This window comes from Streptomyces sp. NPDC090077, assembly GCF_044747545.1.
GTDB lineage: Bacteria > Actinomycetota > Actinomycetes > Streptomycetales > Streptomycetaceae > Streptomyces.
Genome location: NZ_JBIVEG010000002.1, coordinates 253,122 through 271,329, shown reverse-complemented (window position 1 = coordinate 271,329; position 18,208 = coordinate 253,122). Strand labels below are relative to the sequence as shown.

23 protein-coding genes and 1 pseudogene are annotated in these 18,208 nt (G+C 75.3%); 11 read left to right on the top strand and 13 right to left on the bottom strand.

The window, feature by feature from the left end:
* Nucleotides 1-54 precede the first annotated feature (54 nt).
* The 3 genes from ACIPW5_RS05490 to ACIPW5_RS05480 are packed head-to-tail and all read right to left on the bottom strand — an operon-like array spanning nt 55 to nt 3,097.
* The gene (locus ACIPW5_RS05490; RefSeq protein WP_401240696.1) at nt 55-750 is read right to left on the bottom strand and encodes a response regulator transcription factor; all 696 of its coding nucleotides are present in this window, start codon (nt 748-750) and stop codon (nt 55-57) included.
* A complete protein-coding gene (locus ACIPW5_RS05485) occupies nt 747-1,928 on the bottom strand; it encodes an ATP-binding protein (protein ID WP_401240694.1) in 1,182 nt (393 codons plus the stop codon). The genes ACIPW5_RS05490 and ACIPW5_RS05485 overlap by 4 nt, the downstream gene beginning before the upstream one ends.
* A gap of 53 nt (nt 1,929-1,981) precedes the next feature.
* The gene (locus ACIPW5_RS05480; protein ID WP_401240691.1) at nt 1,982-3,097 is read right to left on the bottom strand and encodes a hypothetical protein; all 1,116 of its coding nucleotides are present in this window, start codon (nt 3,095-3,097) and stop codon (nt 1,982-1,984) included.
* Nucleotides 3,098-3,302: 205 nt separating this feature from the next.
* Between ACIPW5_RS05480 and ACIPW5_RS05475 the strand changes: the two genes are divergently transcribed.
* Nucleotides 3,303-4,163, top strand: coding sequence for an endonuclease/exonuclease/phosphatase family protein (locus ACIPW5_RS05475; protein ID WP_401240689.1), 861 nt, complete (start codon nt 3,303-3,305; stop codon nt 4,161-4,163).
* Nucleotides 4,164-4,171: 8 nt separating this feature from the next.
* Here the strand turns inward: ACIPW5_RS05475 and ACIPW5_RS05470 are convergent, their stop codons facing one another.
* The 3 genes from ACIPW5_RS05470 to ACIPW5_RS05460 all read right to left on the bottom strand — a co-directional run bounded on the left by ACIPW5_RS05470 (nt 4,172) and on the right by ACIPW5_RS05460 (nt 6,250).
* Entirely contained in the window at nt 4,172-4,702 is a 531-nt protein-coding gene (locus ACIPW5_RS05470; protein ID WP_401240687.1) for a hypothetical protein, read from the bottom strand.
* Nucleotides 4,692-5,576: a DUF6286 domain-containing protein gene (locus tag ACIPW5_RS05465; protein WP_401240684.1), complete on the bottom strand. Its 885-nt coding sequence runs from the start codon at nt 5,574-5,576 to the stop codon at nt 4,692-4,694. Before ACIPW5_RS05465 ends, ACIPW5_RS05470 begins: the two co-directional genes overlap by 11 nt.
* 188 nt (nt 5,577-5,764) lie before the next feature.
* Nucleotides 5,765-6,250 (bottom strand): Asp23/Gls24 family envelope stress response protein, encoded by a 486-nt coding sequence (locus ACIPW5_RS05460; protein WP_401240681.1) that lies wholly within the window; start codon nt 6,248-6,250, stop codon nt 5,765-5,767.
* Nucleotides 6,251-6,420: 170 nt separating this feature from the next.
* Between ACIPW5_RS05460 and ACIPW5_RS05455 the strand changes: the two genes are divergently transcribed.
* The 3 genes from ACIPW5_RS05455 to ACIPW5_RS05445 are packed head-to-tail and all read left to right on the top strand — an operon-like array spanning nt 6,421 to nt 8,056.
* Complete coding sequence (locus ACIPW5_RS05455; RefSeq protein WP_401240678.1) at nt 6,421-7,008, top strand: RNA polymerase sigma factor; 588 nt, start codon at nt 6,421-6,423, stop codon at nt 7,006-7,008.
* Entirely contained in the window at nt 6,999-7,703 is a 705-nt protein-coding gene (locus ACIPW5_RS05450; protein WP_401240675.1) for an Asp23/Gls24 family envelope stress response protein, read from the top strand. The genes ACIPW5_RS05455 and ACIPW5_RS05450 overlap by 10 nt, the downstream gene beginning before the upstream one ends.
* Nucleotides 7,700-8,056: an Asp23/Gls24 family envelope stress response protein gene (locus ACIPW5_RS05445; protein WP_401240672.1), complete on the top strand. Its 357-nt coding sequence runs from the start codon at nt 7,700-7,702 to the stop codon at nt 8,054-8,056. Before ACIPW5_RS05450 ends, ACIPW5_RS05445 begins: the two co-directional genes overlap by 4 nt.
* 12 nt (nt 8,057-8,068) lie before the next feature.
* Here the strand turns inward: ACIPW5_RS05445 and ACIPW5_RS05440 are convergent, their stop codons facing one another.
* A complete protein-coding gene (locus ACIPW5_RS05440) occupies nt 8,069-8,635 on the bottom strand; it encodes a helix-turn-helix domain-containing protein (RefSeq protein ID WP_401240669.1) in 567 nt (188 codons plus the stop codon).
* Nucleotides 8,636-8,851: 216 nt separating this feature from the next.
* Between ACIPW5_RS05440 and ACIPW5_RS05435 the strand changes: the two genes are divergently transcribed.
* Nucleotides 8,852-10,105: an NAD(P)/FAD-dependent oxidoreductase gene (locus ACIPW5_RS05435; protein ID WP_401240667.1), complete on the top strand. Its 1,254-nt coding sequence runs from the start codon at nt 8,852-8,854 to the stop codon at nt 10,103-10,105.
* Between the two features lie 68 nt (nt 10,106-10,173).
* On the opposite strand, the gene ACIPW5_RS05430 is transcribed toward ACIPW5_RS05435, so the two are convergent.
* The 3 genes from ACIPW5_RS05430 to ACIPW5_RS05420 form a co-directional block, all read right to left on the bottom strand.
* On the bottom strand, nt 10,174-10,680 hold the full coding sequence (locus tag ACIPW5_RS05430; protein WP_401240664.1) for a DinB family protein: 507 nt from the start codon (nt 10,678-10,680) through the stop codon (nt 10,174-10,176).
* Between the two features lie 104 nt (nt 10,681-10,784).
* The gene (locus ACIPW5_RS05425; RefSeq protein WP_401240661.1) at nt 10,785-11,282 is read right to left on the bottom strand and encodes a DUF427 domain-containing protein; all 498 of its coding nucleotides are present in this window, start codon (nt 11,280-11,282) and stop codon (nt 10,785-10,787) included.
* Between the two features lie 66 nt (nt 11,283-11,348).
* Complete coding sequence (locus ACIPW5_RS05420; RefSeq protein WP_401240658.1) at nt 11,349-11,693, bottom strand: UBP-type zinc finger domain-containing protein; 345 nt, start codon at nt 11,691-11,693, stop codon at nt 11,349-11,351.
* 108 nt (nt 11,694-11,801) lie between these two features.
* Between ACIPW5_RS05420 and ACIPW5_RS05415 the strand changes: the two genes are divergently transcribed.
* On the top strand, nt 11,802-12,401 hold the full coding sequence (locus ACIPW5_RS05415) for a hypothetical protein (protein WP_401240655.1): 600 nt from the start codon (nt 11,802-11,804) through the stop codon (nt 12,399-12,401).
* 83 nt (nt 12,402-12,484) lie between these two features.
* On the top strand, nt 12,485-14,047 hold the full coding sequence (locus tag ACIPW5_RS05410; RefSeq protein ID WP_401240653.1) for an alpha/beta hydrolase: 1,563 nt from the start codon (nt 12,485-12,487) through the stop codon (nt 14,045-14,047).
* Here the strand turns inward: ACIPW5_RS05410 and ACIPW5_RS05405 are convergent.
* Complete coding sequence (locus ACIPW5_RS05405) at nt 13,978-14,814, bottom strand: hypothetical protein (RefSeq protein WP_401240652.1); 837 nt, start codon at nt 14,812-14,814, stop codon at nt 13,978-13,980. The genes ACIPW5_RS05410 and ACIPW5_RS05405 overlap by 70 nt on opposite strands.
* A gap of 82 nt (nt 14,815-14,896) precedes the next feature.
* On the opposite strand from ACIPW5_RS05405, the gene ACIPW5_RS05400 reads away from it, so the two are divergent.
* On the top strand, nt 14,897-15,484 hold the full coding sequence (locus tag ACIPW5_RS05400; protein ID WP_401240649.1) for a hypothetical protein: 588 nt from the start codon (nt 14,897-14,899) through the stop codon (nt 15,482-15,484).
* A gap of 181 nt (nt 15,485-15,665) precedes the next feature.
* The gene (locus tag ACIPW5_RS05395) at nt 15,666-16,292 is read left to right on the top strand and encodes a hypothetical protein (protein ID WP_401240648.1); all 627 of its coding nucleotides are present in this window, start codon (nt 15,666-15,668) and stop codon (nt 16,290-16,292) included.
* 82 nt (nt 16,293-16,374) lie between these two features.
* Here ACIPW5_RS05395 and ACIPW5_RS05390 read toward each other — a convergent pair whose 3' ends face one another.
* Nucleotides 16,375-16,722 (bottom strand): hypothetical protein, encoded by a 348-nt coding sequence (locus ACIPW5_RS05390; protein WP_401240646.1) that lies wholly within the window; start codon nt 16,720-16,722, stop codon nt 16,375-16,377.
* Nucleotides 16,723-16,831: 109 nt separating this feature from the next.
* Here ACIPW5_RS05390 and ACIPW5_RS05385 point away from each other — a divergent pair.
* Nucleotides 16,832-17,359, top strand: a pseudogene (locus ACIPW5_RS05385) (transposase); the annotation flags it as partial.
* Between the two features lie 41 nt (nt 17,360-17,400).
* On the top strand, nt 17,401-17,673 hold the full coding sequence (locus ACIPW5_RS05380) for a hypothetical protein (protein ID WP_401240643.1): 273 nt from the start codon (nt 17,401-17,403) through the stop codon (nt 17,671-17,673).
* Between the two features lie 45 nt (nt 17,674-17,718).
* Here ACIPW5_RS05380 and ACIPW5_RS05375 read toward each other — a convergent pair whose 3' ends face one another.
* Complete coding sequence (locus ACIPW5_RS05375) at nt 17,719-18,183, bottom strand: DUF5990 family protein (RefSeq protein ID WP_401240641.1); 465 nt, start codon at nt 18,181-18,183, stop codon at nt 17,719-17,721.
* Between the last annotated feature and the right edge of the window lie 25 nt (nt 18,184-18,208).

Sequence of the window (18,208 nt, the reverse complement as noted above, 5' to 3'; positions counted from 1 at the left end):
GAGGTCCCGGGGGTGCGGGGGCCGGGAGGCCCTGGGCCGTCCGGCCCCGCGGTGTCAGTCGCCGGGGTCGGCCCGGTAGCGGTAGCCCAGGCCGCGTACCGCTTCGATCGGGTCGGGCCCGGGGTCGTGCGCGGCCTGCTGGAGCTTGCGGCGCAGCCGCAGGACCGCGAACTTCACCCGGTCCCGGCCGATGCCCTGCGGGTCGTCCCACACCTGGGCCAGGAGCTGGTCGGTGGTGACGACCCGGCCCCGGTTGCGGACCAGTACCTGGAGCAGCCCGTACTCGATGTCGCTGAGCCGGACCTCCTCGCCGTGCCAGACCGCCGAGCGGCGGTCCGGCACCAGCCGCAGGGACCGGTCCTGTGCGGCCCCGGACCAGAGGGCCGGGGCGGCGCGCCGCAGCAGGGCTTCCACCCGGGCCAGCAGTTCCTCGTTCCCGAAGGGCTTGGGCAGGTAGTCGTCCGCCCCGGCGCGCAGTCCGCGCACCCGGTCGCTCTCGGCGCCGCGTGCGCTGAGCAGCAGCACGGGGAGGTCGGTCATGTCCCTGGTGCGGTCGAGGACCTGCCATCCGTCGAGTCCCGGCGGCAGGCCGATGTCGAGGACCATCAGGTCGGGCCGGTCGGCGAAGAGGCGGCGCAGCCCCTCGCGCCCGTCGGCGGCGGCCACCACCTCGTACCCGGCCCGGCCGAGGAGCACGCGCAGGGCCACGGCCACGTCGGGGTCGTCCTCCACGACGAGGATCCGGGTCACCGCGGCCCCTCCCCCGCAGGGTCCCCGGGACCGGCCAGGGGCAGGCGCAGGGTGAAGACGGCTCCCCCGCCGGGGGCGCCGGCCGCGGTGAGGTCCCCGCCGTGACGGCGTACGACGTCCCGGCTGAAGGCGAGGCCGAGTCCGGTGCCGGGGTGGTCGCCGCGGTCGGCGTTGGGGGCCCGTACGAATCCGGTGAAGATCTCCTCCCGGTACTCCTCGGGCACCCCGATGCCGGTGTCGGCGACCGTGATCTGCCAGTGGGGCCCGTCGGGTGCGGCCCGTACGCGGAGGGTGCCGCCGCGCGGGGTGAACTTGGCGGCGTTGTCGAGGAGGTTGGCCAGCACCTGCTCCAGCCGGTGCGCGTCGCCCCGGAGGGGCGGTCCGGGGGCGCAGTCGAGGACGGTGAAGAGGCCGGCACCGGCGAGCGCGGGCAGCTGGTCGTGCACCGCGTGCTCCAGCATGCCCACCACGTCGACCGCGCCGAATTCCAGTTCGGCCTTCGGGGCGCGCATCAGGGTGGTGTCCAGCAGGGTGGTGACCACCCCGGCCATCCGGACCGCGTTGCGGCGGATGGCGTCCAGGAAGGCGCGCTGCTCGGCGCCGAGCGGTCCGGACGCGGGGTCGGCGAGCAGGTCGCAGAAGCTGAGGACGGAGGTGAGCGGGGTCCGCAGGTTGTGGGAGGCGGTGGCGAGGAACTCGTTGCGCCGGCGGGCCAGTTCGGCGAGGTCGGCGTTGTCCCGGTGGAGGGCGCGCTCGCGGCGCTTCGCGTCGGTGACGTCCTCGGCGGTCCACAGCGAGCCGAAGGGCAGCCCGTCCTCGTCGTAGAGGGGCTCGACGTCGCGCCGTAGGACCCGGCCGTCGAGGAGCTCGATCTCGGCGACCCGGTGCAGCCGGCGGGCCAGGATGGCGGGGGTGCTCTCGGTGATCCACGCCGGGCGGTGCGCGAGGTGGGCGACCACCGCGTCGATCACCGGCGCCAGGGGGGCGCCCGGGCGGTGGTCGACGCCGTCCCCGGCTTCCCCGGCTTCCCCGGCTTCCCCGCCGTCCGTGCCGTCCAGGTCGAACATCTCGACGAAGCGGTGGTTGGCGGCGACCACGTGCCCCGCTCCGTCCTGCACGATCGCCGCCCGGGGCAGTGCCTCCAGGACGGCCTGCAGTCGGTCGCGCGCACGGTCCACGGCATCACCGTACGCGCGGACGTGCCGCCGCCCGCGCAGCGCGGCCCGGGGCGTCAGGAGCGCGTCGCGCTCCCGCACTCGTCCCCGGTGGAACCGCCCTGCCCGACCGGCGCGGTGCGGTCGTACGGGTCGGTCGTCGTGCCGGATCCGGCCGCCCGGCGCTCCGCGCCGAAGGGCGGGGTGAGGTACCCCTGGGCGGGGCCGCAGCCGCCGTTGGTCATGGCGTACTTGTACGAGGTGACGGAGAAGGTGCCCGGCTCGGTGATCACCTTGGCGGGGTCGTCCCAGCTCAGGACCAGCTCGCGGCGGACGATCGTGCGCAGGATCTCGCCGTCGCCGTCGCCGCCGTCACCCTCGCCCGCGCGGGTGACCGGGTAGACGAAGGTGACGTCGGCGGTCACCCGGAGCGCGCCGCGCTCGCCCTCCTGGTAGGTGAGCCGGCCCCGGGTCTTCACGACGTCGCCGACCAGCCGGGTGCGGGACGGCTGGAAGCGGCTGAAGAGAAGGAGGGGATCGTTCTTCTCGCTCGGGGTCCGGAAGGCGGTGTCCAGCAGGTCCCGGACGTCCTTCTGGTGCGGGTTGATGAGCGCGATCGCCTTCTCGGGGCGCTCGCCGCGCAGCACCGCGGGGTCCAGGCTGGAGGCGACCAGGAAGTCCCGGCTGGCGGCGAGGGCCCGTTCGACCTCGGGCGCGCCCATCCAGCCGACCGCCCGGGCCTTCGGCACGGTGATCCCCGCCGCTCCGCTCGCCCAGCCGGCCGCCGGCGAGCCGCGGAACGGCTCCTCCCGGGTGGGGCGTTGGGCGGCGTCCACCGGGGGTGCCTGGCTCGGGCGGGCGGTCTCGGGCGCCTCGGGCGCGGAACCGGAGTCCGCGCCGGTGAACAGGTCCACCACCCGCCCCGGCGCGAGCGCCACCAGCACCAGGAGGACCAGCGAGACCACCAGCCCCGCCGCGTACCAGCCCTTGCGCCGCTTGGGCCGCGCGGGCGTGTGGCTGCGCCAGGCCTCCGGGGCCCGGTCGGGCTGCTCGCGCAGCCGCCGCGCGACCTCACGGGCCCGCGCCGACGGCTCCTTGGGCGCGTCGGCGGTACCCGCCACCGACTCGCGCAGGAACCGCTCCCACTCCTCGTCCGACCTGGACGACCCGTCCGGCTCCGTACCCGCACCCATCCCCGACCCCCTGGCAGTAGGCGGACCGCGCCCCGCTCCCCCGGGGGCCCGTCCGAACTCTTGCGGCGGCCCCTGGAACACGGGCACAGGGGCTCACTGCGCGTCACATCTTAACCGTCCTGTGATACTGCCGTTCGAACCGGCCGGGCACCTCGATCACCGGTCGAGGGCGTCGTGTGATGATGTGCGTCCACTCCGGGAGGCGATGGTGCTGAGCAGGGGCGCGCGGTGGGCCGCGGGCGTGACGGCCGCGGTCTGCATGGTGCTGCTGCTGGGCTCCAGCACGCCGAGCGTCCCGTCCCCCGCGCCGCTGCCGCCCGGCGCCGCCGGGGCGGTGGTCGCCGACCGGGTCGGCACGTGGAACATCTGCAATCCGTGCGGCAGCGGGCAGGACTTCGGGCGGGCGACGGAGATCGCCACGTACGCGCCCCAGGTCATCGGGCTCCAGGAGGCGTGCGTACGGGACGTCGAGCGGATCCGCGACTACCTGGAGGAGGCCTACGGGCTGGTCTACCGGGTCGAGTACGGGAGCGTCCTGCGGAACTGGAACCGCTGCGGGGGCCTGCCGTGGCGGCCCGGCGGCTACGGCCAGGCGATCCTCTCGGCGGCGCCGATGACGGACCGGGTGAGCGTCGAGTACCCCGACGGCGGCTCCGAGGACCGCGGCTACCTGGCCGTCACCACGCTGGTCGGCGGCCGGCCCGTACGCGTCTTCAACACCCACCTCGCCGAGCGCCGGCAGCCGCAGGTGCGGGCGGGCCAGGTGCGGGTGCTCGCCGCGGAGGTCGCCCGTCACGACCGTGCGATCGTCCTCGGCGACTTCAACGCCGTGCCGGACGCGCCCGAGCTCGGGCCGATGTGGGCCCTGGCCCGGGACACCGACCCCGGCTGCCGCCCCACGGCGGCCGATGCCGATGCCGGTGGCGGGGCCGACGGCTGCGCGGTGACCACCGACTGGAACAGCAAGTTCGACTACGTGTTCCTGCGCGGCATCACCCCGCGCACGCACCACGTCCGCCCGAGCCCGTACTCGGACCACCACCTGCTGTACACCGACCTCGGCTAGGCTGTCTCTCAGACGGCCCGGCCGGAGCGGGGCCGCCGGACGTGCAGGCGGATGTGCGTGCCGGGCTGCGGGGTCAGCAGGGCGGCGACCGGTGGCAGGACGGTCGCGCCGACGGCGTCGAGGACCTCCTGCGGGCACGCGTCGGGGTGCAGGCGCAGGGTGAGGGCGAGCTCCGGCCGCCTGCGGGTCCCGGTCAGCCGGCAGCGGGCGCGTGCCACGCCGGGGATCCGGGTGCAGGCCAGGCGTACGGCGCGGCCGTCCAGCGAGCAGCGGGGCGCCCCGAGGGGCAGGCGGCGCGGCGTCCGGCCGGGGAGCTGCGCCGCGAGGAGGGCCGCTCCGAGGAGGATCCCCAGGCATCCGCACACGGCCGCGGCCGCGGTGGGGTGCCCGGTGAGGAGCTCGCGGACGGGCCCGGGGCACAGGCGTGCCCCGGCACGGAGGCCGCGCAGGACGCCCGCCGGTGCCGCTGCCGCGGTGACGAGGGCGAGCCCGGCCAGTCCGAGCACGGTCCGGTTGGCCGCCCGGCGGCTACGACGCATCGCCGTCCCCTCCGCGCCGCCGGCCCGGGGCGGCGCCGGCGAGGTCGAGCCGGATGCGGGGGGTCCGGCCGAGTGCCATCCCTTCGACGGCGCGGGTGATCTCCCGGGTCGCCGCCTGCGCGACGGCGTCGGGGTCGCCGAAGGCGCGTTCCGCCCGGACGTGGATCCCGCGTGCCGTGCAGCGGACGGAGCGCACGCGCAGCGCCGGTACCCCGGCCAGGGCCGCCCGTACCAGGCGCGAGGCGCCGGCGCGGCCGAGCACCGCCCGTACGGGGCCACGGGTGCGCAGGGTCAGCAGGCGGCGGTGGCCCGGGGTGAGGGCCAGGGCGAGCAGCCACCCGCCGAGGACCGCGCTCCCGACGGCGCCGGCGGTGCGCGCGCCGGGGGCCTGAAGGGCCGTCACGAGCGCTCGCCACGACGGCCGGAGCGCGGGGCCGGCCGGCGGGTGCGGTGCGAGGGCGTGCCACAGCAGCAGGGCCGAGGCCGCGGTGACCGCGAGGGCGAGGCATGCGGCCGGCAGGCGCCGCTGCGACCAGGTCCGCGGGGCCCGGTCGGCCACCTCGGCCGCATCGGCCGCATCGGCGGTCCGGGTGCCGGGCGGGTGCGGGACGGGGACGAGCCGCGTCACCCGGACGCGGGGCGGCGCGACCTGTCGGCCCGTCAGGTGTTCCGTCCGCGCGCGAACGTGTTCCTGGACCGTCCGGGTGCGGGTGTCGACGGCGTCGGTCAGCGGCAGGGCCACCTCCACGGCGAGGTCGAATCCCGGGCCCGCGGCGGACGCGGCGGCGCGCAGGACGCGTCCGCCGCCGGTGAGCGTCTCGGCCGCCGCCTGCCGGGCGATCCTGGCCGCTGCCCGGTCGGCGACGGTGGTCACGCCGCGTTCGGCCGCCTTCACGGTCGCCCGCGGTCGTGTCCGCAGTGCCCGAGCGCCTTGCTGCACATGTGCCCTCTGTCCTCCGCTCTCGTCTCCGGTCGACCGAACGAACCCGCCGCGCGCCGGGCGGCCTCCACACGCGGCCCCTCCACACCCGGCCGCTCCACACGCGGTCACGCCACACGCGGTCACGTCACGCGCGGGTCGCCCGTCGCCGGCTCGTCGTCGCCGGGCAGGTGCACGTCGTTGACGGCGATGTTCACCTCGACGACCTCCAGTCCGGTGATGCGCTCCACCGCGCCGATCACGTTCTCCCGCACGTCCCGGGCGACGTCCGGCACGGGGACTCCGTACTCGACGACGAGTTCGATGTCGATGGCGGCCTGGCGTTCGCCGACCTCGACCTTCACCCCGCGCCCGAGGTTGGGCCGGCCGCCTGGCACCCGGTCGCGTACCGCGCCGAGCGTCCTCGACAGCCCGCCGCCCATGTCGTGCACGCCCGGGATCTCCCGCGCCGCCATCCCGGCGATCTTGACGACGACCGCGTCCGCGATCGACGTCCTGCCCCGGGTGCCGAGCGGCTCGCTGACCACCGTCCGGCCGACGCCCTTCCCGGCGCCGGAGCCGTTCGCGGGTCCCTGCCGGACGGGTACCGCTTCCTGCGTGGTGGTCATGGCCGCCCCTTCGCGGATCCGAGTTCGCCTGTCCCCCCTTAGACAGCGGAGGAAGCGAATCCGTTACGCAACTCATCCGTGGACGGCACGCACACCAGTACGGATCTCCCGGCCGTAACGGATCGCACGGCAGCGGTGTCAAAGCAGGCGAGGCTGGAAGGAGCCCGCGTGTGAGTGCTCGATGGGACCCCGACGGGTACGACGGTGCGTCCGCGTCCGGGGCCGGTGACCGACTGCTGGCCGTGCGGGCGGCGGAAGGCGACGAGGAGGCGTTCGAGATGCTCGTACACCGTCACGGACCGGTCGCGCTCCAGCTCGCCGAGCGCCTCCTGGGCGACCGCGCCGAGGCCGAGGACGCCGTCCAGGACGCGTTCGTCAGCGCCTGGCGCAAACTGCCGGAGTTCCGCGGGGAGGCGGGGTTCGGCACCTGGCTGCACCGCATCGTCACCAACCGGTGCCTGAACCTCCTGCGGGCCCGCAGACCGGCCGCCGACCTCGACGCGGTTCCCGAGCCGGCCGCACCGGAGCACCAGTCGTCCCCGGTCCGGGCCGCCGAATCGCACGCCGCCGCCGGGGACCTCGGGCGGGCGATGCGCTGCCTGTCCGCCGAACAGCGGGTGTGCTGGGTCCTGCGGGAGATCGAGGGCCGGCCGTACGAATCGATCGCGCTGACGGTCCGGATCAGCCCGGAAGCGGTCCGTGCACGCGTCTTCCGGGCCCGGCGCGTACTGACGGAGGCGATGGCCGCATGGCGATGAACGACCCCGTTCCGGCCGGGTCACCGGCGGCGGAGGACAGTGAACTCCTGGCGTGCGGAAGGGACTTGGCTGCGGTGTGGGAGCAGGCCGAGGCCTGGGACCCGGCCGGGGCGGCGGAGCAGGGCGAGGTGGCGGAGCAGGGGGAGCAGGGCGAGGGGATGGCGGGGGGCGGGGAGCCGCCGCCGGACCCGCACTCCCGCCGGTGCGTCCACTGCCGTCAGGCGCTGGCGGACCTGCGGCGGCTCCGTGCCGCCGCACTGGGGCCGGAGGCCCCCCGTACCGGCGGGGCCCCGGACGCCTCCGCCCTCGCACGCCGGGTGATGGACGTGGTCCGGCTGGAGCTGCGCCCCGGCCGGACCCTGACCCTGGGCGAGCGGGACGAGGACACCTGGATCTACGAGTCCGTCGCCGCCCGGACCCTGCGCGCGGCGGCCGAGGAGGTCCCCGGCGTCCGCGCCGGAAGCTGCCGCGTCGCGCCGCCGGAGGGCCGCGACGCACCGCGGCGCGGACCGGTGGCCGTCCGGCTGGAGGTGACGGTCGAGTTCGGCCCCGGCCTCCGGGCCGTGACCGAACGGGTGCGCGAGGCCGTCGGCCGGGCCGCCGAACGGCGGCTGGGGCTGGCCCTCGCCTCGGTCGACGTCACCGTCACCGACCTCCACGACCCGCCGGACCGACCTCAGGAGACCTCGGAATGAACACCCCACGGGCCGCATCCGCATCCGGAGCCGTAGCCGTGGCCGTCTCCGCGGCGGTGGCCGACGCCGTGCTGGAGGTGCCCGGCGTCGCCTGCCTGCGCCCCGGCCTGCGCAGCCTGCTGCACACCGCCGCGCGCCGCCCCGGCACGGGGCCGGCCGCCGGGGCCGACGACCGGTCCGGGGTGCACGTCACCCTCGGCGCCGCCGGGACCGTCACCGCCCTCCACGTCGAGTTCGTCGCCCGCGCGCAGCACCGGGCGGCCGATGTGGCACGGGCGGTGCGGACCGCTGCGGCCGGGACGGCCTCCGTTCCCCGTGCGGCGGTGAAGGTCACGGTCACCGGCGTCGTGTGACGGGCGGTACCGCTAGAGCGGCGGCGGGCAGGTGAGGATCACCCACAGCGCCAGCGACCACGCGCAGGCCGCCGCCCCGAGCAGCCGCAGCCGACGGATCCGCTCGGGCGAGACGGGGTCCGCGCTCCGTGCCCGCGGGCGGGCCGGGGCGTCCGCGACGGGCCGGTGCGGCGGGGAGGCAGCTGCCGGCCGGGGCCGGGCCGCCCCGGATCCACGGGTTTCCCGGTCGGCGGGCCGTACGACGGGCCGTACGCCGCGCAGCGGTCCCGGGCCCGTCGCGTCGGCGCCCGCGACGGCGCCCGCGACGGCGCCCGCGACGGCCGCGTGCTGGGCCAGACCCGCCAGGAAGCGCCGGTAGGCGTCGCGCCGCCCTCCGCGCGGGGCGGTGCGTCCGGACTCCCAGGACCGCACGGTCCCCGGGGTCACCCCGAAGGCGACGGCGACCTGGCGGGTCGTCAGACCCCACTGCTCCCGGAGCCGACGGCGCTCTCCGGGCTCCGGGAGGCCCAGGGGGCGCCGGGGGGTCCTGCCCGCCTGCGGAGGGACGATCTGACGCGGCAGAAGCTGATCTACTGTCATACAGATCGGACAATCCGAGTCCCGCCCCCGTGATGCCCGGCCGGGAGGGTTCATCCGTTCGGCCGCGCACCCCGAGGAAGCGATGCGCACCAGCGGCTTCCCGCCCCGCCCACCCGCCGCGCCGGGCGGCGCGTCCGGCCGTGCGGCCCGGCCGCCGGTGCGTAGCCTGGCCACCACCGCTGCGCCCGCGATCCGGGCAGGAAGTCGAGGGCGTCCATGAACTGCGACAACTGCGACGTGGTGGTCGTCGGCGCGGGAGCCGCGGGACTGGCCTGCGCCTCGGACCTCGCCGCGGCCGGACTGGCCGTGCGCCTGCTGGAGGCCGAGGACACGGTGGGCGGCCGCATCCGCACCGACCGGGTCGACGGCTTCACCACCGACCGCGGCTTCCAGGTGTTCAACACCGGCTACCCGCAGGTCAGGCGCCGCCTGGACCTGCCCTCTCTGTTCCTGCGCCCGTTCACCCCCGGGGTGCTGGTGCACACCGACGCCGGACGGCTCCGGCTGGCCGACCCCACCCGGCGCCCGCGCGACGGCATCGGCCTCGTGGCCGGCCGGCGGGTGAAGCCGCGCGACCTGCTGGCCCTCGGCGTGCTCTCGGCCCGCGCCCTGCTCGCCCCCGCGTCCCGCCTGCGGGCCCGGCCCGACGCCACCACCCGTACCGCGCTGGCCGATGCGGGGTTCTCCGAGGACTTCGTCGAAACGTTCTTCCGGCCCTTCCTGTCCGGGGTCTTCCTGGAGGACTCCCTGGAGACCTCCGCCCGCTTCTTCCACCTGGTCTGGCGCAGCATGCTGCGCGGCACGCTCTGCCTGCCCCGCGACGGCATCGGCGCGGTACCGGCGCAGCTCGCCGCCGGCCTGCCCCCGCAGGTGCTGCGCACCTCGTCGCCGGTCACCGGGCTGGGGCCGGAGGGAGTGCTCCTCGGGAGCGGCGAACAAGGACCACGGGCCCGGGCCGTCGTCGTCGCCACCGGGGCGGGCGCCGCGGCCCGCCTGCTGCCCGGACTGGCGCCGTCCCCGGGCAGGACCGTGACGACGCTCTACCACGCGGTCGAACGGTCCCCGCTGCCGGAGCCGACCCTGCTGGTCGACGCGCGGCGCCGGTTCCTGAACACGTGCGTCCTCACCGAGGTCCAGCCCGGCTACTCCGCTGACGGCAGGAGCCTGGTGTCGACCTCCGTGCTCGGCACGCCGGGCCCGGTGGAGGAGGCCGCCGTGCTCAACGCCCTCGCGGAGGCGTACGGCACGGACACCGCGACCTGGGAGCCGGTGCACCGCGTGACCGTACGCGGCGCCCTGCCCGCCATGCCGCCCCCACTGCCCCTCACCCGCACCACCCGCTTCTCCCCCGGCCGCTACGTCTGCGGCGACCACCGCGCAACGGGCTCCCTCCAGGGCGCCCTCGCCTCGGGAACCCGCACGGCCCGCGAGGTCCTCACCGACCTGACGGCGGGTCCGGGCCCGCGCTGAACGCCGGGCCTTCTGCCGCAGGGCCCACGGTGGTGCTCCGCAGCCGGGGGTGAGCCGGAGGAGGCGGTTCAGCCGCCCGTCGTGCCGTCGAGGAGTTCGCGGAGGATGTCCAGGTGGCCGTTGTGGCGGGCCGTTTCCTCGGTGAGGTGGAGGAGGATCCAGCGCAGGTCGACGTGGAGGCCGTTGCGGATGGGCCGTTCGGCCTTGGCGTCCAGGGAGGCCCCGGCGACCAGTTCGCGGTAGCGGGCGCTCTGTTCGGCGTACTCGTCGAGCAGCTGCGGGAGCGGGAAGTCGACGGCGATGCGCATCTCGCGGTCGGGGTCCTCCTCGGTCCAGGGGCCCTGGTCCTCCTCGCCGAGGAAGACCATCTGGAACCAGTAGTACTCGACCCAGCGGAGGTGGTTGACCACTCCGCTCATGGTCATCAGCGGGGACCCCGGCAGGATCGCCTTGACGGCGTTCTCCGCGGAGACGCCGTCGCACTTGGCGCGGACGGTGTCACGGGTGTAGTCGAGGAATGTGGTGAGCTGGGTGCGCTCGTCCCACGCGGGCGGTGTGTCGGTGATTCTGGTCATCGCGCGAAGCATCGTCGATGATCACTGCCGGTGTCGAGGCATTTTCGACAGCTCGTTCGGATGCGCTCGGACGGCGTCCCACGCGGCCCGTGCGCGGCCGGTCCTCACCAGCCGGCGGTGCCCGCCCCGCCCTTGAAGGGGCCCCGGATCTCGGCGGTGATCCAGCCGCCGTAGAAGTCGCCGGGCTGGGCCCGTACGGGCTCGCCGTCGACCGTGCACAGCTCGACCCTGGCCGGGTAGAAGGCGAGGTGGCCGGCGAGGCACCGGTAGCGGGGTGAGGGTGCCTCGTAGCTCCAGGCCGCGTCGGGGACCGTTTCGGGGCCCAGGACGAGGGTCCAGTGGGTGGCCGTGCCCTTCCACTCGCAGAAGGTGCCCGTCGGAGACCGGGACAGGAGGTCGGTGCGGACGTCGTCGCGCGGCACGTAGAAGACGGGCGGATGGCTCGTCTCCAGGACGCGCCGGCAGGCCCGGGAGTCGGCCAGCGTCACTCCCCGGTGCCGGACCACCACGTGCCGGTCGTCCGGCTGCACGATCGGGGGGCGCGGGTAGTCCCAGACCGATTCCGGCGGCCGGGGAGCGTGGCCGTCGTGCGGGTCGCTCATCGGCTGCACCTCCGTCATGTTCTTCGCCGTCCGGGGTGGGGGCGGATGCGGGGGCGGGGTGCGGGTTCAGGGGGTGCGGACGAGGAAGAGCTCGTCCGCGAAGCACCAGGCCCAGGACTCGTCGGGGGCCAGGGAGAGGACCACGGGGTGGCCGGTGCGCGCGTAGTGGGCGTGGGCGTGGCGGCCGCGGGAGCTGTCGCAGCAGCCGACGTACCCGCAGGTGGCGCACCATCGCAGCCGGGTCCAGGTCCATCCGCGGGCCCGGCATTCCGCGCAGGCCCGGTCCGGGGTTTGTGCTGAGGGGGGCAGGTCCGCCGCGTGGGAGCAGCTGCGCCCCTCGGGGCGGCCCCCGTCCGGTGAGGGCAGCCATCCGGAGGGCGGGTTCCCGGGGTCGGCGCCGGTACGCGGCATGGCGGGGTCCTTCCGGCAGGGAGGCGGGTCGCCCCGCCCCGACGGCCAGTCTAGGGCGGGGCGGAGGGCGCCCGCGGCGGGACCGGGGGCGGCGGATAGCGTGCGGGCATGGTGGTGACGGAGGAGCGGCGGGTGCTGTACCGGCAGGGCAGCGGGTTCTGGCGGATGACGGCGAAGTGGGTCCTGGTCTTCGGGGTCCTGGCCCTGGTGGACGGCGGGCTGGTGCGGTCCTGGGGCGACGCCCTGGTCTGGCCGGTGGTCGGGGTCCTGCTGTGGGTGCCGTTCGGGATCGGCGTCGTCTGGTACTCGCGGAAGGAGCAGCTGGTCACGCTGACGCCGCGGGGACTGCGGGTGTGGCGCAAGCGGCTGCCGATGGAGAAGGTGAACCTGCTGCACGTGGCGCGGCTGTGGCTGGAGGGGCGGTCGACCGCGGACGACCGGCCAGTGGCGCAGTGGTCCCCGGGCGACCGGGTGGTGTGGGTGCCGCTGCTGAGCGGGCGGGCGTACGGGGTGCACCTGCGCGATCCGGCGGCGTTCGCCGGGGCCTTCGGTGACTTCGCGGTCGCGGCGTGCGGCGGGCCGGACGCCGTCCGCGCGAGGGCGGCGGAGACCTACCGGGATCCGGTCCCGCTGCGGCCGCGCCGCACCGGCGACGCCGGCGACGGCTCCCGGCTGGACCTCCTGGACATCCTGCACGTCCTCGACTGAGCGCCGGCTCGCGGAGGGCGGGGAAGCGAGGTTTGGTGGTTCCAGGGGCTCTCGTCGTACCCGGCAGCGGAGGAGGGCGGACCATGGCCCTGTCCCGACCGGTGGGCCGCCGCCGGTACCGCCACCGCGCGGCGGTGCTCGTCGCGGCGGGGGTCTGCTCGGCGCTGCTCGGCGGCCCGGGGCCCGCCGTCGCCCGGGACGCGCCGTCACCGCCCGCGCTGGACTGGACCCCGTGCGTGCCCGGGAGTCCGTACGACTGCGCCACCGCCCGCGTCCCCCTCGACCACTCCGCCCCGGCGGGCCGGACCGTCGACCTGGCCGTGGTCCGCAGGAAGGCGGCCGACGGCGCGCACCGCATCGGGACGCTCTTCGTGAACCCCGGCGGGCCCGGAGGGCCCGGGACGGTGCAGGTGCCGCAGAACTACGACTCCTTCCCCAAGGAGGTCCGGGACCGGTTCGACATCGTCAGCTGGGACCCCCGCGGGATCGGCAACAGCACGGCCGTGAACTGCTTCGGGAGCAGTGGCGGCGCCGAGGCGTGGGGGCGTTCCAAGCCGGCCGGCTTCCCCGTCGGGGAGAAGGAGCGCACCGCCTGGACCGACGCGTACGAGGACCTCGGCCGGCTCTGCGAGGAGCGGGACGCCGACCTCCTGCGGCACGTGTCGACCGCCGACACCGCCCGGGACCTGGACCTGCTCCGGCAGGCGGTGGGCGAACCGCAGCTCAACTACTTCGGCGTCTCGTACGGCACGATCCTCGGTGCCACCTACGCGAACCTCTTCCCCGGCAAGGTCCGCGCCATGGTCCTGGACAGCAACATCGCGCCCTCCGCGTGGACGGACGACGGCCGGCCGGACGCCCGGACCCCCACCTTCCTGCGCATGGGCTCCGACCGCAGCGCCGCGGCCACCCTGGACCGGTTCCTCGCCCTGTGCGGAGCTGCCGCCACCGACCGCTGCGCCTTCTCGGGCGGCAGCCCGGAGGCGACCCGCGCGAAGTTCGACCGGCTGATGCAGCGGCTCCGGGAGCACCCGGTGGGCACGTGGACGTACGCCAGGACGGTCGCCGACACCGTCACCGGCCTGTACATCGTCGACCCTGGCTGGACGGACCTCGCCCGCCGCCTCCAGGACCTGTGGCAGGGCCGGGCCCCGCGGCCCGCCGCGTTCCCGCCCCCGCCGCCCGTCGCGGAGCCGGACCCGTACCTCGGCGACGAGCAGGCGATGGCGGTGTGGTGCGGCGACAGCCCCAACCCGCGGGATCCCGCCGCGTACCCGCGGCTGGAGGAGGACAGCGCGAAGCGGTCGGGCGACGCCGGGCGCTTCTGGACCTGGGCCGGAGAGCCGTGCGCCACCTGGCCGGCCCGGGCCGCCGACGGGTACGCCGGCCCCTGGGACCGGCCCACCGCGCACCCCGTCCTCGTGGTCGGCACCCGGTACGACCCGTCCACCTCGTACGAGGGCTCCGAGGCGATGGCGAGGGAACTGGGCGACGCCCGGCTGCTCACCCACGACGGGTACGGCCACACCGCCCTGTTCAACAACGCCAGCAGCTGCGTGAAGGAGTACGAGAGCCGCTACTTCACCGACGGCGCGCTGCCGCCGCCCGGGACCGTCTGCCGCCCGGACGCGCAGCCCTTCTCCTGACCGCGGAGGGCCTCGCCGCGCCGGCCGGGGTCGTCCTGCAGGGAGGCGTGCAGGTGGCGGGCCCGGATCGCCTGGCCGAGGTCGCCGAGGGCGGTGAACTCGTTGGCCAGCGCCGCGAGCAGGTGTCCGTCGCGCGGCTCGGTGTCGTCGAGGAGGCGGACGAGCGCGGCACGGGCCGCTTCGGTCCGGCCCTGGCGGCGGGCGAGTGCCGTCCAGGTGAGGTCGTACGCGTCGTGCGGATCCGGGCCGTAGTCCGAGTCGTCGAGTTCGGCCGCCCACGGGGCGAGGGCCGTCGCGGAACCGGGGAAGCCGTTGAGCAGGAAGTGGAAGTCGGGGTCGGACTCCCGCAGGGACCGCAGCTCGGCGTGGTCCTCCGGCTGACCGTGCAGGGCGACCAGGACCGCGGCGATGCGGAGCTCCTCGCTGGGCCCCTGGCCGGCCTCCTGCCGCAGGAGCACGGCAGCAGGGGCAGGTCGCCCGGCTGCCGGTCGGCCGATGAGGATCTCCAGGGCCTCGTCCGGGCTGCCGGCGACGAGGCCCGCCCGGCCGTCGGAGCTCGCGTACAGCACGGACCCGTCGGCGCAGGTGAAGAAGGTGCCGCCGGTGTCGTCGCCCGCCACGGCCGTCAGCGGCGCACCGCTCGCCAGCCGGACCCCTTCCAGGTGCCCGGCCCGGTCGAGGTCGAAGCCGAAGGTGCCCGCGGCGATGGCGGCCAGTTCGGGATCCCGGCGCAGGTGGGTGAGCGCGGGGTGGTCGGGGCGGGTCATGGCCGGACGGTAACAGCCGGGACGGGCAGGCCCGGCTGAAATGCGGTGGCATGGGGTACTCGGCACGTGTGACGGTTCGGCCATGGGCAACTCCAAGGCTTATCCCGTCTTCCGCACCGACGACGCCGCCACCGCATACGCCAAGGCCAGGCACCTGTGCGCGCTGCTGTGGGAGTGCGAGGACCGGATCGGGCTCTTCGCCGAGCTGTTGACGGTGGAGGACGTCCGGCGGATGGCGGCGGTCCTGCCTGGGGCGAGGTACGAGTACACGGGGATGCGGACCGGCCCGGCGGGCGAGGACCTCTGGTTCGACCTCGACGTGACGACGGCGGACGACCGTGCACTGGAGCCGCACCTGCCCCTGGACATGGTGGGGATGCACGTGCCGGTGGGCATCGAGGACCGCTTCACGGCGGCCCTGGGCCGGGGCATGGCCGCCATCGACTGGCACGGCGCGTGGCCGGACGACCCGGAGGTGGGCCAGTACGCGAGTCCGAAGTACGACGGGGTCCAGATCGTGTTCCACGGCGACGATCCGCAGTTGGACTCCCCGGCCCACGACCACACCGTCTTCGTCCACGTGGGCAAGTTCGGCTGCCCCTCCCGTGCCCGGGACCTGGCCGCCCACATCGGCGGCGATGTCCTGGGCGAACCACTGCTCGGCTGGTGACCGGACCCGGTCCGCCGGGTCCGCTCACGGAGGTCGGCCTCCTCAGCGGTGAGCAGGTCCGGGGCGGCGGATGCGCAGGGGGCCCGGCCGCCGCGGCAAGCCGGGGCCTGCGGCGGCGGCCGGGGGCCTGGGGCCGGGAATTCCTGGGGCCGCCGCGGACCCCGCGGCTAGTCTTGTGATCATGGCCCTGACACCCGATGAGTTCTACGACCACGCACGCGCGGCTGCCGACGACGAGCTCCGGCTCCCGCTGGCCCGGATGACGGGATGGGACGTCAGCCCCTTCGAGGCCGACGGCCTGCGCGTCTCCGTACTGCGCCCGCCCGTTCTGCCCGAGGCCCCGCGGCACGGCGAGGACCCGGCGGACTGCGACGAGTGCCGCTCCCGCGACGAGGGCATCTGGCTCGACGACCACTGGCGGCTGGCCCGGATACCGGGCGTCGGCGTGCCGCTGGTGCTGATGCTCTACCCGCGCGACCACTACGACATGGCCGACCTGCCCGACGCCCTGGCCGCCGAGCTGGGCGTGCTGACCGCCCACGTCGTCCGCCACGTCCAGGCGCTCCCCCACGTCTCCCGGGCCCACGTCTACCGCATCGGGGACGGGGCCGCGCACCTGCACGTGTGGTTCTTCGCCCGGCCCGAGGGGCAGAAGCAGCTGTTCGGGTCGTGGCTGCCGGTCTGGGACGACCTCCTGCCCGAGTACCCGGCGGACGTGGCCGACGCGGACGCGGCCGCCGTCGCCGAGGCCCTGGCCGCCTCGTACGGCGGCCGCCTCCCCGACGCCGGGGAGCCGCAGGGCTCCTGAAAGAGCGTTCTGTCCCGGCGGGGGTGTCGGGCGGCCTTCGGGGAGACCGGCCCCGACGGGGCCGAGGGCTCGGAACAGGCGCTCAGCAGTACGTCCGGGCCTTCTTGACTTCGGGTTCGGCCTGCTGGGGGTCGGAGGTCACGTTGAGGAAGTCATGCGCCTTCCTCAGGGTGTCGGCGAGTGGCTGGAACTTGGCGTCCGTCAGGGCAGCCGCTCTGGCCAGTTCCTCGGCGCCGGCGAGGCGCACCACCGCGATCTCGAAGGCCTTCCCGGCGTCGGTGCCCGGCAGCGGTTCCGGCACTCGGTTCAGGGCCGCACAGGCCAACTCGGCGTCGGTGCCCTGGACCTTGCCGGACGCAGCCCCCGACTGGCAGGCCGTCAGCGCCAGCAACAGACCGACCGCGGCCACAGCAGTTGTCGGACGCCTCATCGGTTCCCCCACTCGAAGACTTCCGGCCATCCTCGGGGGCTTCGCTGAGAGGGCATAGTCCAATCCCGGCCAGCTTGCCCGGCTACCGACCCCGCAGAATCCGAGAGTTTTGGCGGTGGCGAAGCTGCCGAGCGGCGGGGTGAACAAGCCCGTCTGGCTCTGGTGGCCGGGGATCGGTGCGGGACCCGAGGACGTTGACCGATGCCGGCAGGCGTTCCTGCGTAGGTTCGACGTGGAGCACAACTTCCGGCTGCTGAAGCAGACGCTCGGCTGGACCCTCCCCAAGCTCCGGAACTCCGAAGCGGCCGAGCGCTGGACCTGGATGGTCCTGGCCGCACACGCCCAGCTCCGACTCGCCCGCCCGCTCGCGAGGGATCTCCGCCGGCCTTGGCAACGGGCTGCGGAACCGAACAGACTCACACCTGCCCGCGTCCGGCGCGGGTTCAGGAACCTGCACGTGAAGACGGGCACGCCAGCCCGTGCACCGAAACCCACTCGGCCCGGCCCGGGCCGACCACTCGGATCGAAGAACAGGCAGTCCGCCACCCGCTACGAGGTCGGATGCGTCCTGGCGACCGGCGAGCCCTACACCCGACCCTCACACCACAAGACAGGGACCAAACCCCGCCGAACTTGATCGGATCCATGACAGTTGCCCGAGTGGCCTACGCTGCGGCAATGCCGAAGATCAGGTTGAACAACGACACCAAGAAAGTACTCGGGATCTGGGTCGAGCCATGGGGTGAGGACTACTGGATGAACCCCAGGGAGGAGTTCACGATCACCACCGACACTCCTGAGGGCGTGGACCCCGATGGGGTCCCCTTCGAGGTCGCCTTCCACAATCAAGGTGTCAGCGTCGGGGTGAACGTCGGCTACGAGGCCGTCGTTCACGACCAGTCTGGCGCAGTACTGGTCTGCGGACACCAGCGCCCGCTCGAAGTGCCATGACCGGGCAGGTCAGTGGTTAAACGTCAAGTTGAGCGGCCGGGGCCGTCAGGCGGCCCCGGCCCCCGGGGACCAGGTGACGGCCGGCGGGCGGACGGCGGCGCAGCGGGGCCGGCCCAGGGAGTCGGTGAGGCCGAGGCGGGCGACGAGCAGTCCGGTGTCCGCCGCGGCGTCGGCCACCGCCGGGTCGACGGCGTCGAGCATGAGCTTCGCCCGGCGGAACACGGTGCGGGCACCGGTGCCGTCGAGCCCGCTCCAGGAGAGGTAGACGAACCGCTGTCCGGGGCGGCCCTGGATCCACGGGCCCGTCAGGTCGACGCCCGCGGCGCCCCGCCGGGCGGTGCAGTCCAGGGTCCAGGCCGCCGAGGCGGCATCGCCGGGGCGGGGGTCCAGGGGCTGCCCGTCCCGTGCGCGCGGCTGGACGGCGACGTGGATGTCGGCGTACCCGGGGAAGCCGGGGCCGGGCGGACAGCTGCGGCCCGGCAGGTCGAATGCCTCGATCCGGAGGTGCATGGGGCCACTGTGCCATCCGGCCGGT

Excerpts from the sequence above, each read along its gene's own strand:
- ACIPW5_RS05440 (WP_401240669.1), bottom strand. The coding sequence starts at position 8,635 with ATGACAGTAGATCAGCTTCTGCCGCGTCAGATCGTCCCTCCGCAGGCG.
- ACIPW5_RS05470 (WP_401240687.1), bottom strand. The coding sequence starts at position 4,702 with ATGCGTCGTAGCCGCCGGGCGGCCAACCGGACCGTGCTCGGACTGGCC.
- ACIPW5_RS05395 (WP_401240648.1), top strand. The coding sequence starts at position 15,666 with ATGGCCCTGACACCCGATGAGTTCTACGACCACGCACGCGCGGCTGCC.
- ACIPW5_RS05400 (WP_401240649.1), top strand. The coding sequence starts at position 14,897 with ATGGGCAACTCCAAGGCTTATCCCGTCTTCCGCACCGACGACGCCGCC.
- ACIPW5_RS05435 (WP_401240667.1), top strand. The coding sequence starts at position 8,852 with ATGAACTGCGACAACTGCGACGTGGTGGTCGTCGGCGCGGGAGCCGCG.
- ACIPW5_RS05425 (WP_401240661.1), bottom strand. The coding sequence starts at position 11,282 with ATGAGCGACCCGCACGACGGCCACGCTCCCCGGCCGCCGGAATCGGTC.
- ACIPW5_RS05375 (WP_401240641.1), bottom strand. The coding sequence starts at position 18,183 with ATGCACCTCCGGATCGAGGCATTCGACCTGCCGGGCCGCAGCTGTCCG.
- ACIPW5_RS05460 (WP_401240681.1), bottom strand. The coding sequence starts at position 6,250 with ATGACCACCACGCAGGAAGCGGTACCCGTCCGGCAGGGACCCGCGAAC.
- ACIPW5_RS05405 (WP_401240652.1), bottom strand. The coding sequence starts at position 14,814 with ATGACCCGCCCCGACCACCCCGCGCTCACCCACCTGCGCCGGGATCCC.
- ACIPW5_RS05410 (WP_401240653.1), top strand. The coding sequence starts at position 12,485 with ATGGCCCTGTCCCGACCGGTGGGCCGCCGCCGGTACCGCCACCGCGCG.
- ACIPW5_RS05380 (WP_401240643.1), top strand. The coding sequence starts at position 17,401 with ATGCCGAAGATCAGGTTGAACAACGACACCAAGAAAGTACTCGGGATC.
- ACIPW5_RS05430 (WP_401240664.1), bottom strand. The coding sequence starts at position 10,680 with ATGACCAGAATCACCGACACACCGCCCGCGTGGGACGAGCGCACCCAG.
- ACIPW5_RS05445 (WP_401240672.1), top strand. The coding sequence starts at position 7,700 with ATGAACACCCCACGGGCCGCATCCGCATCCGGAGCCGTAGCCGTGGCC.
- ACIPW5_RS05390 (WP_401240646.1), bottom strand. The coding sequence starts at position 16,722 with ATGAGGCGTCCGACAACTGCTGTGGCCGCGGTCGGTCTGTTGCTGGCG.
- ACIPW5_RS05415 (WP_401240655.1), top strand. The coding sequence starts at position 11,802 with ATGGTGGTGACGGAGGAGCGGCGGGTGCTGTACCGGCAGGGCAGCGGG.
- ACIPW5_RS05420 (WP_401240658.1), bottom strand. The coding sequence starts at position 11,693 with ATGCCGCGTACCGGCGCCGACCCCGGGAACCCGCCCTCCGGATGGCTG.
- ACIPW5_RS05480 (WP_401240691.1), bottom strand. The coding sequence starts at position 3,097 with ATGGGTGCGGGTACGGAGCCGGACGGGTCGTCCAGGTCGGACGAGGAG.
- ACIPW5_RS05475 (WP_401240689.1), top strand. The coding sequence starts at position 3,303 with ATGGTGCTGAGCAGGGGCGCGCGGTGGGCCGCGGGCGTGACGGCCGCG.
- ACIPW5_RS05450 (WP_401240675.1), top strand. The coding sequence starts at position 6,999 with ATGGCGATGAACGACCCCGTTCCGGCCGGGTCACCGGCGGCGGAGGAC.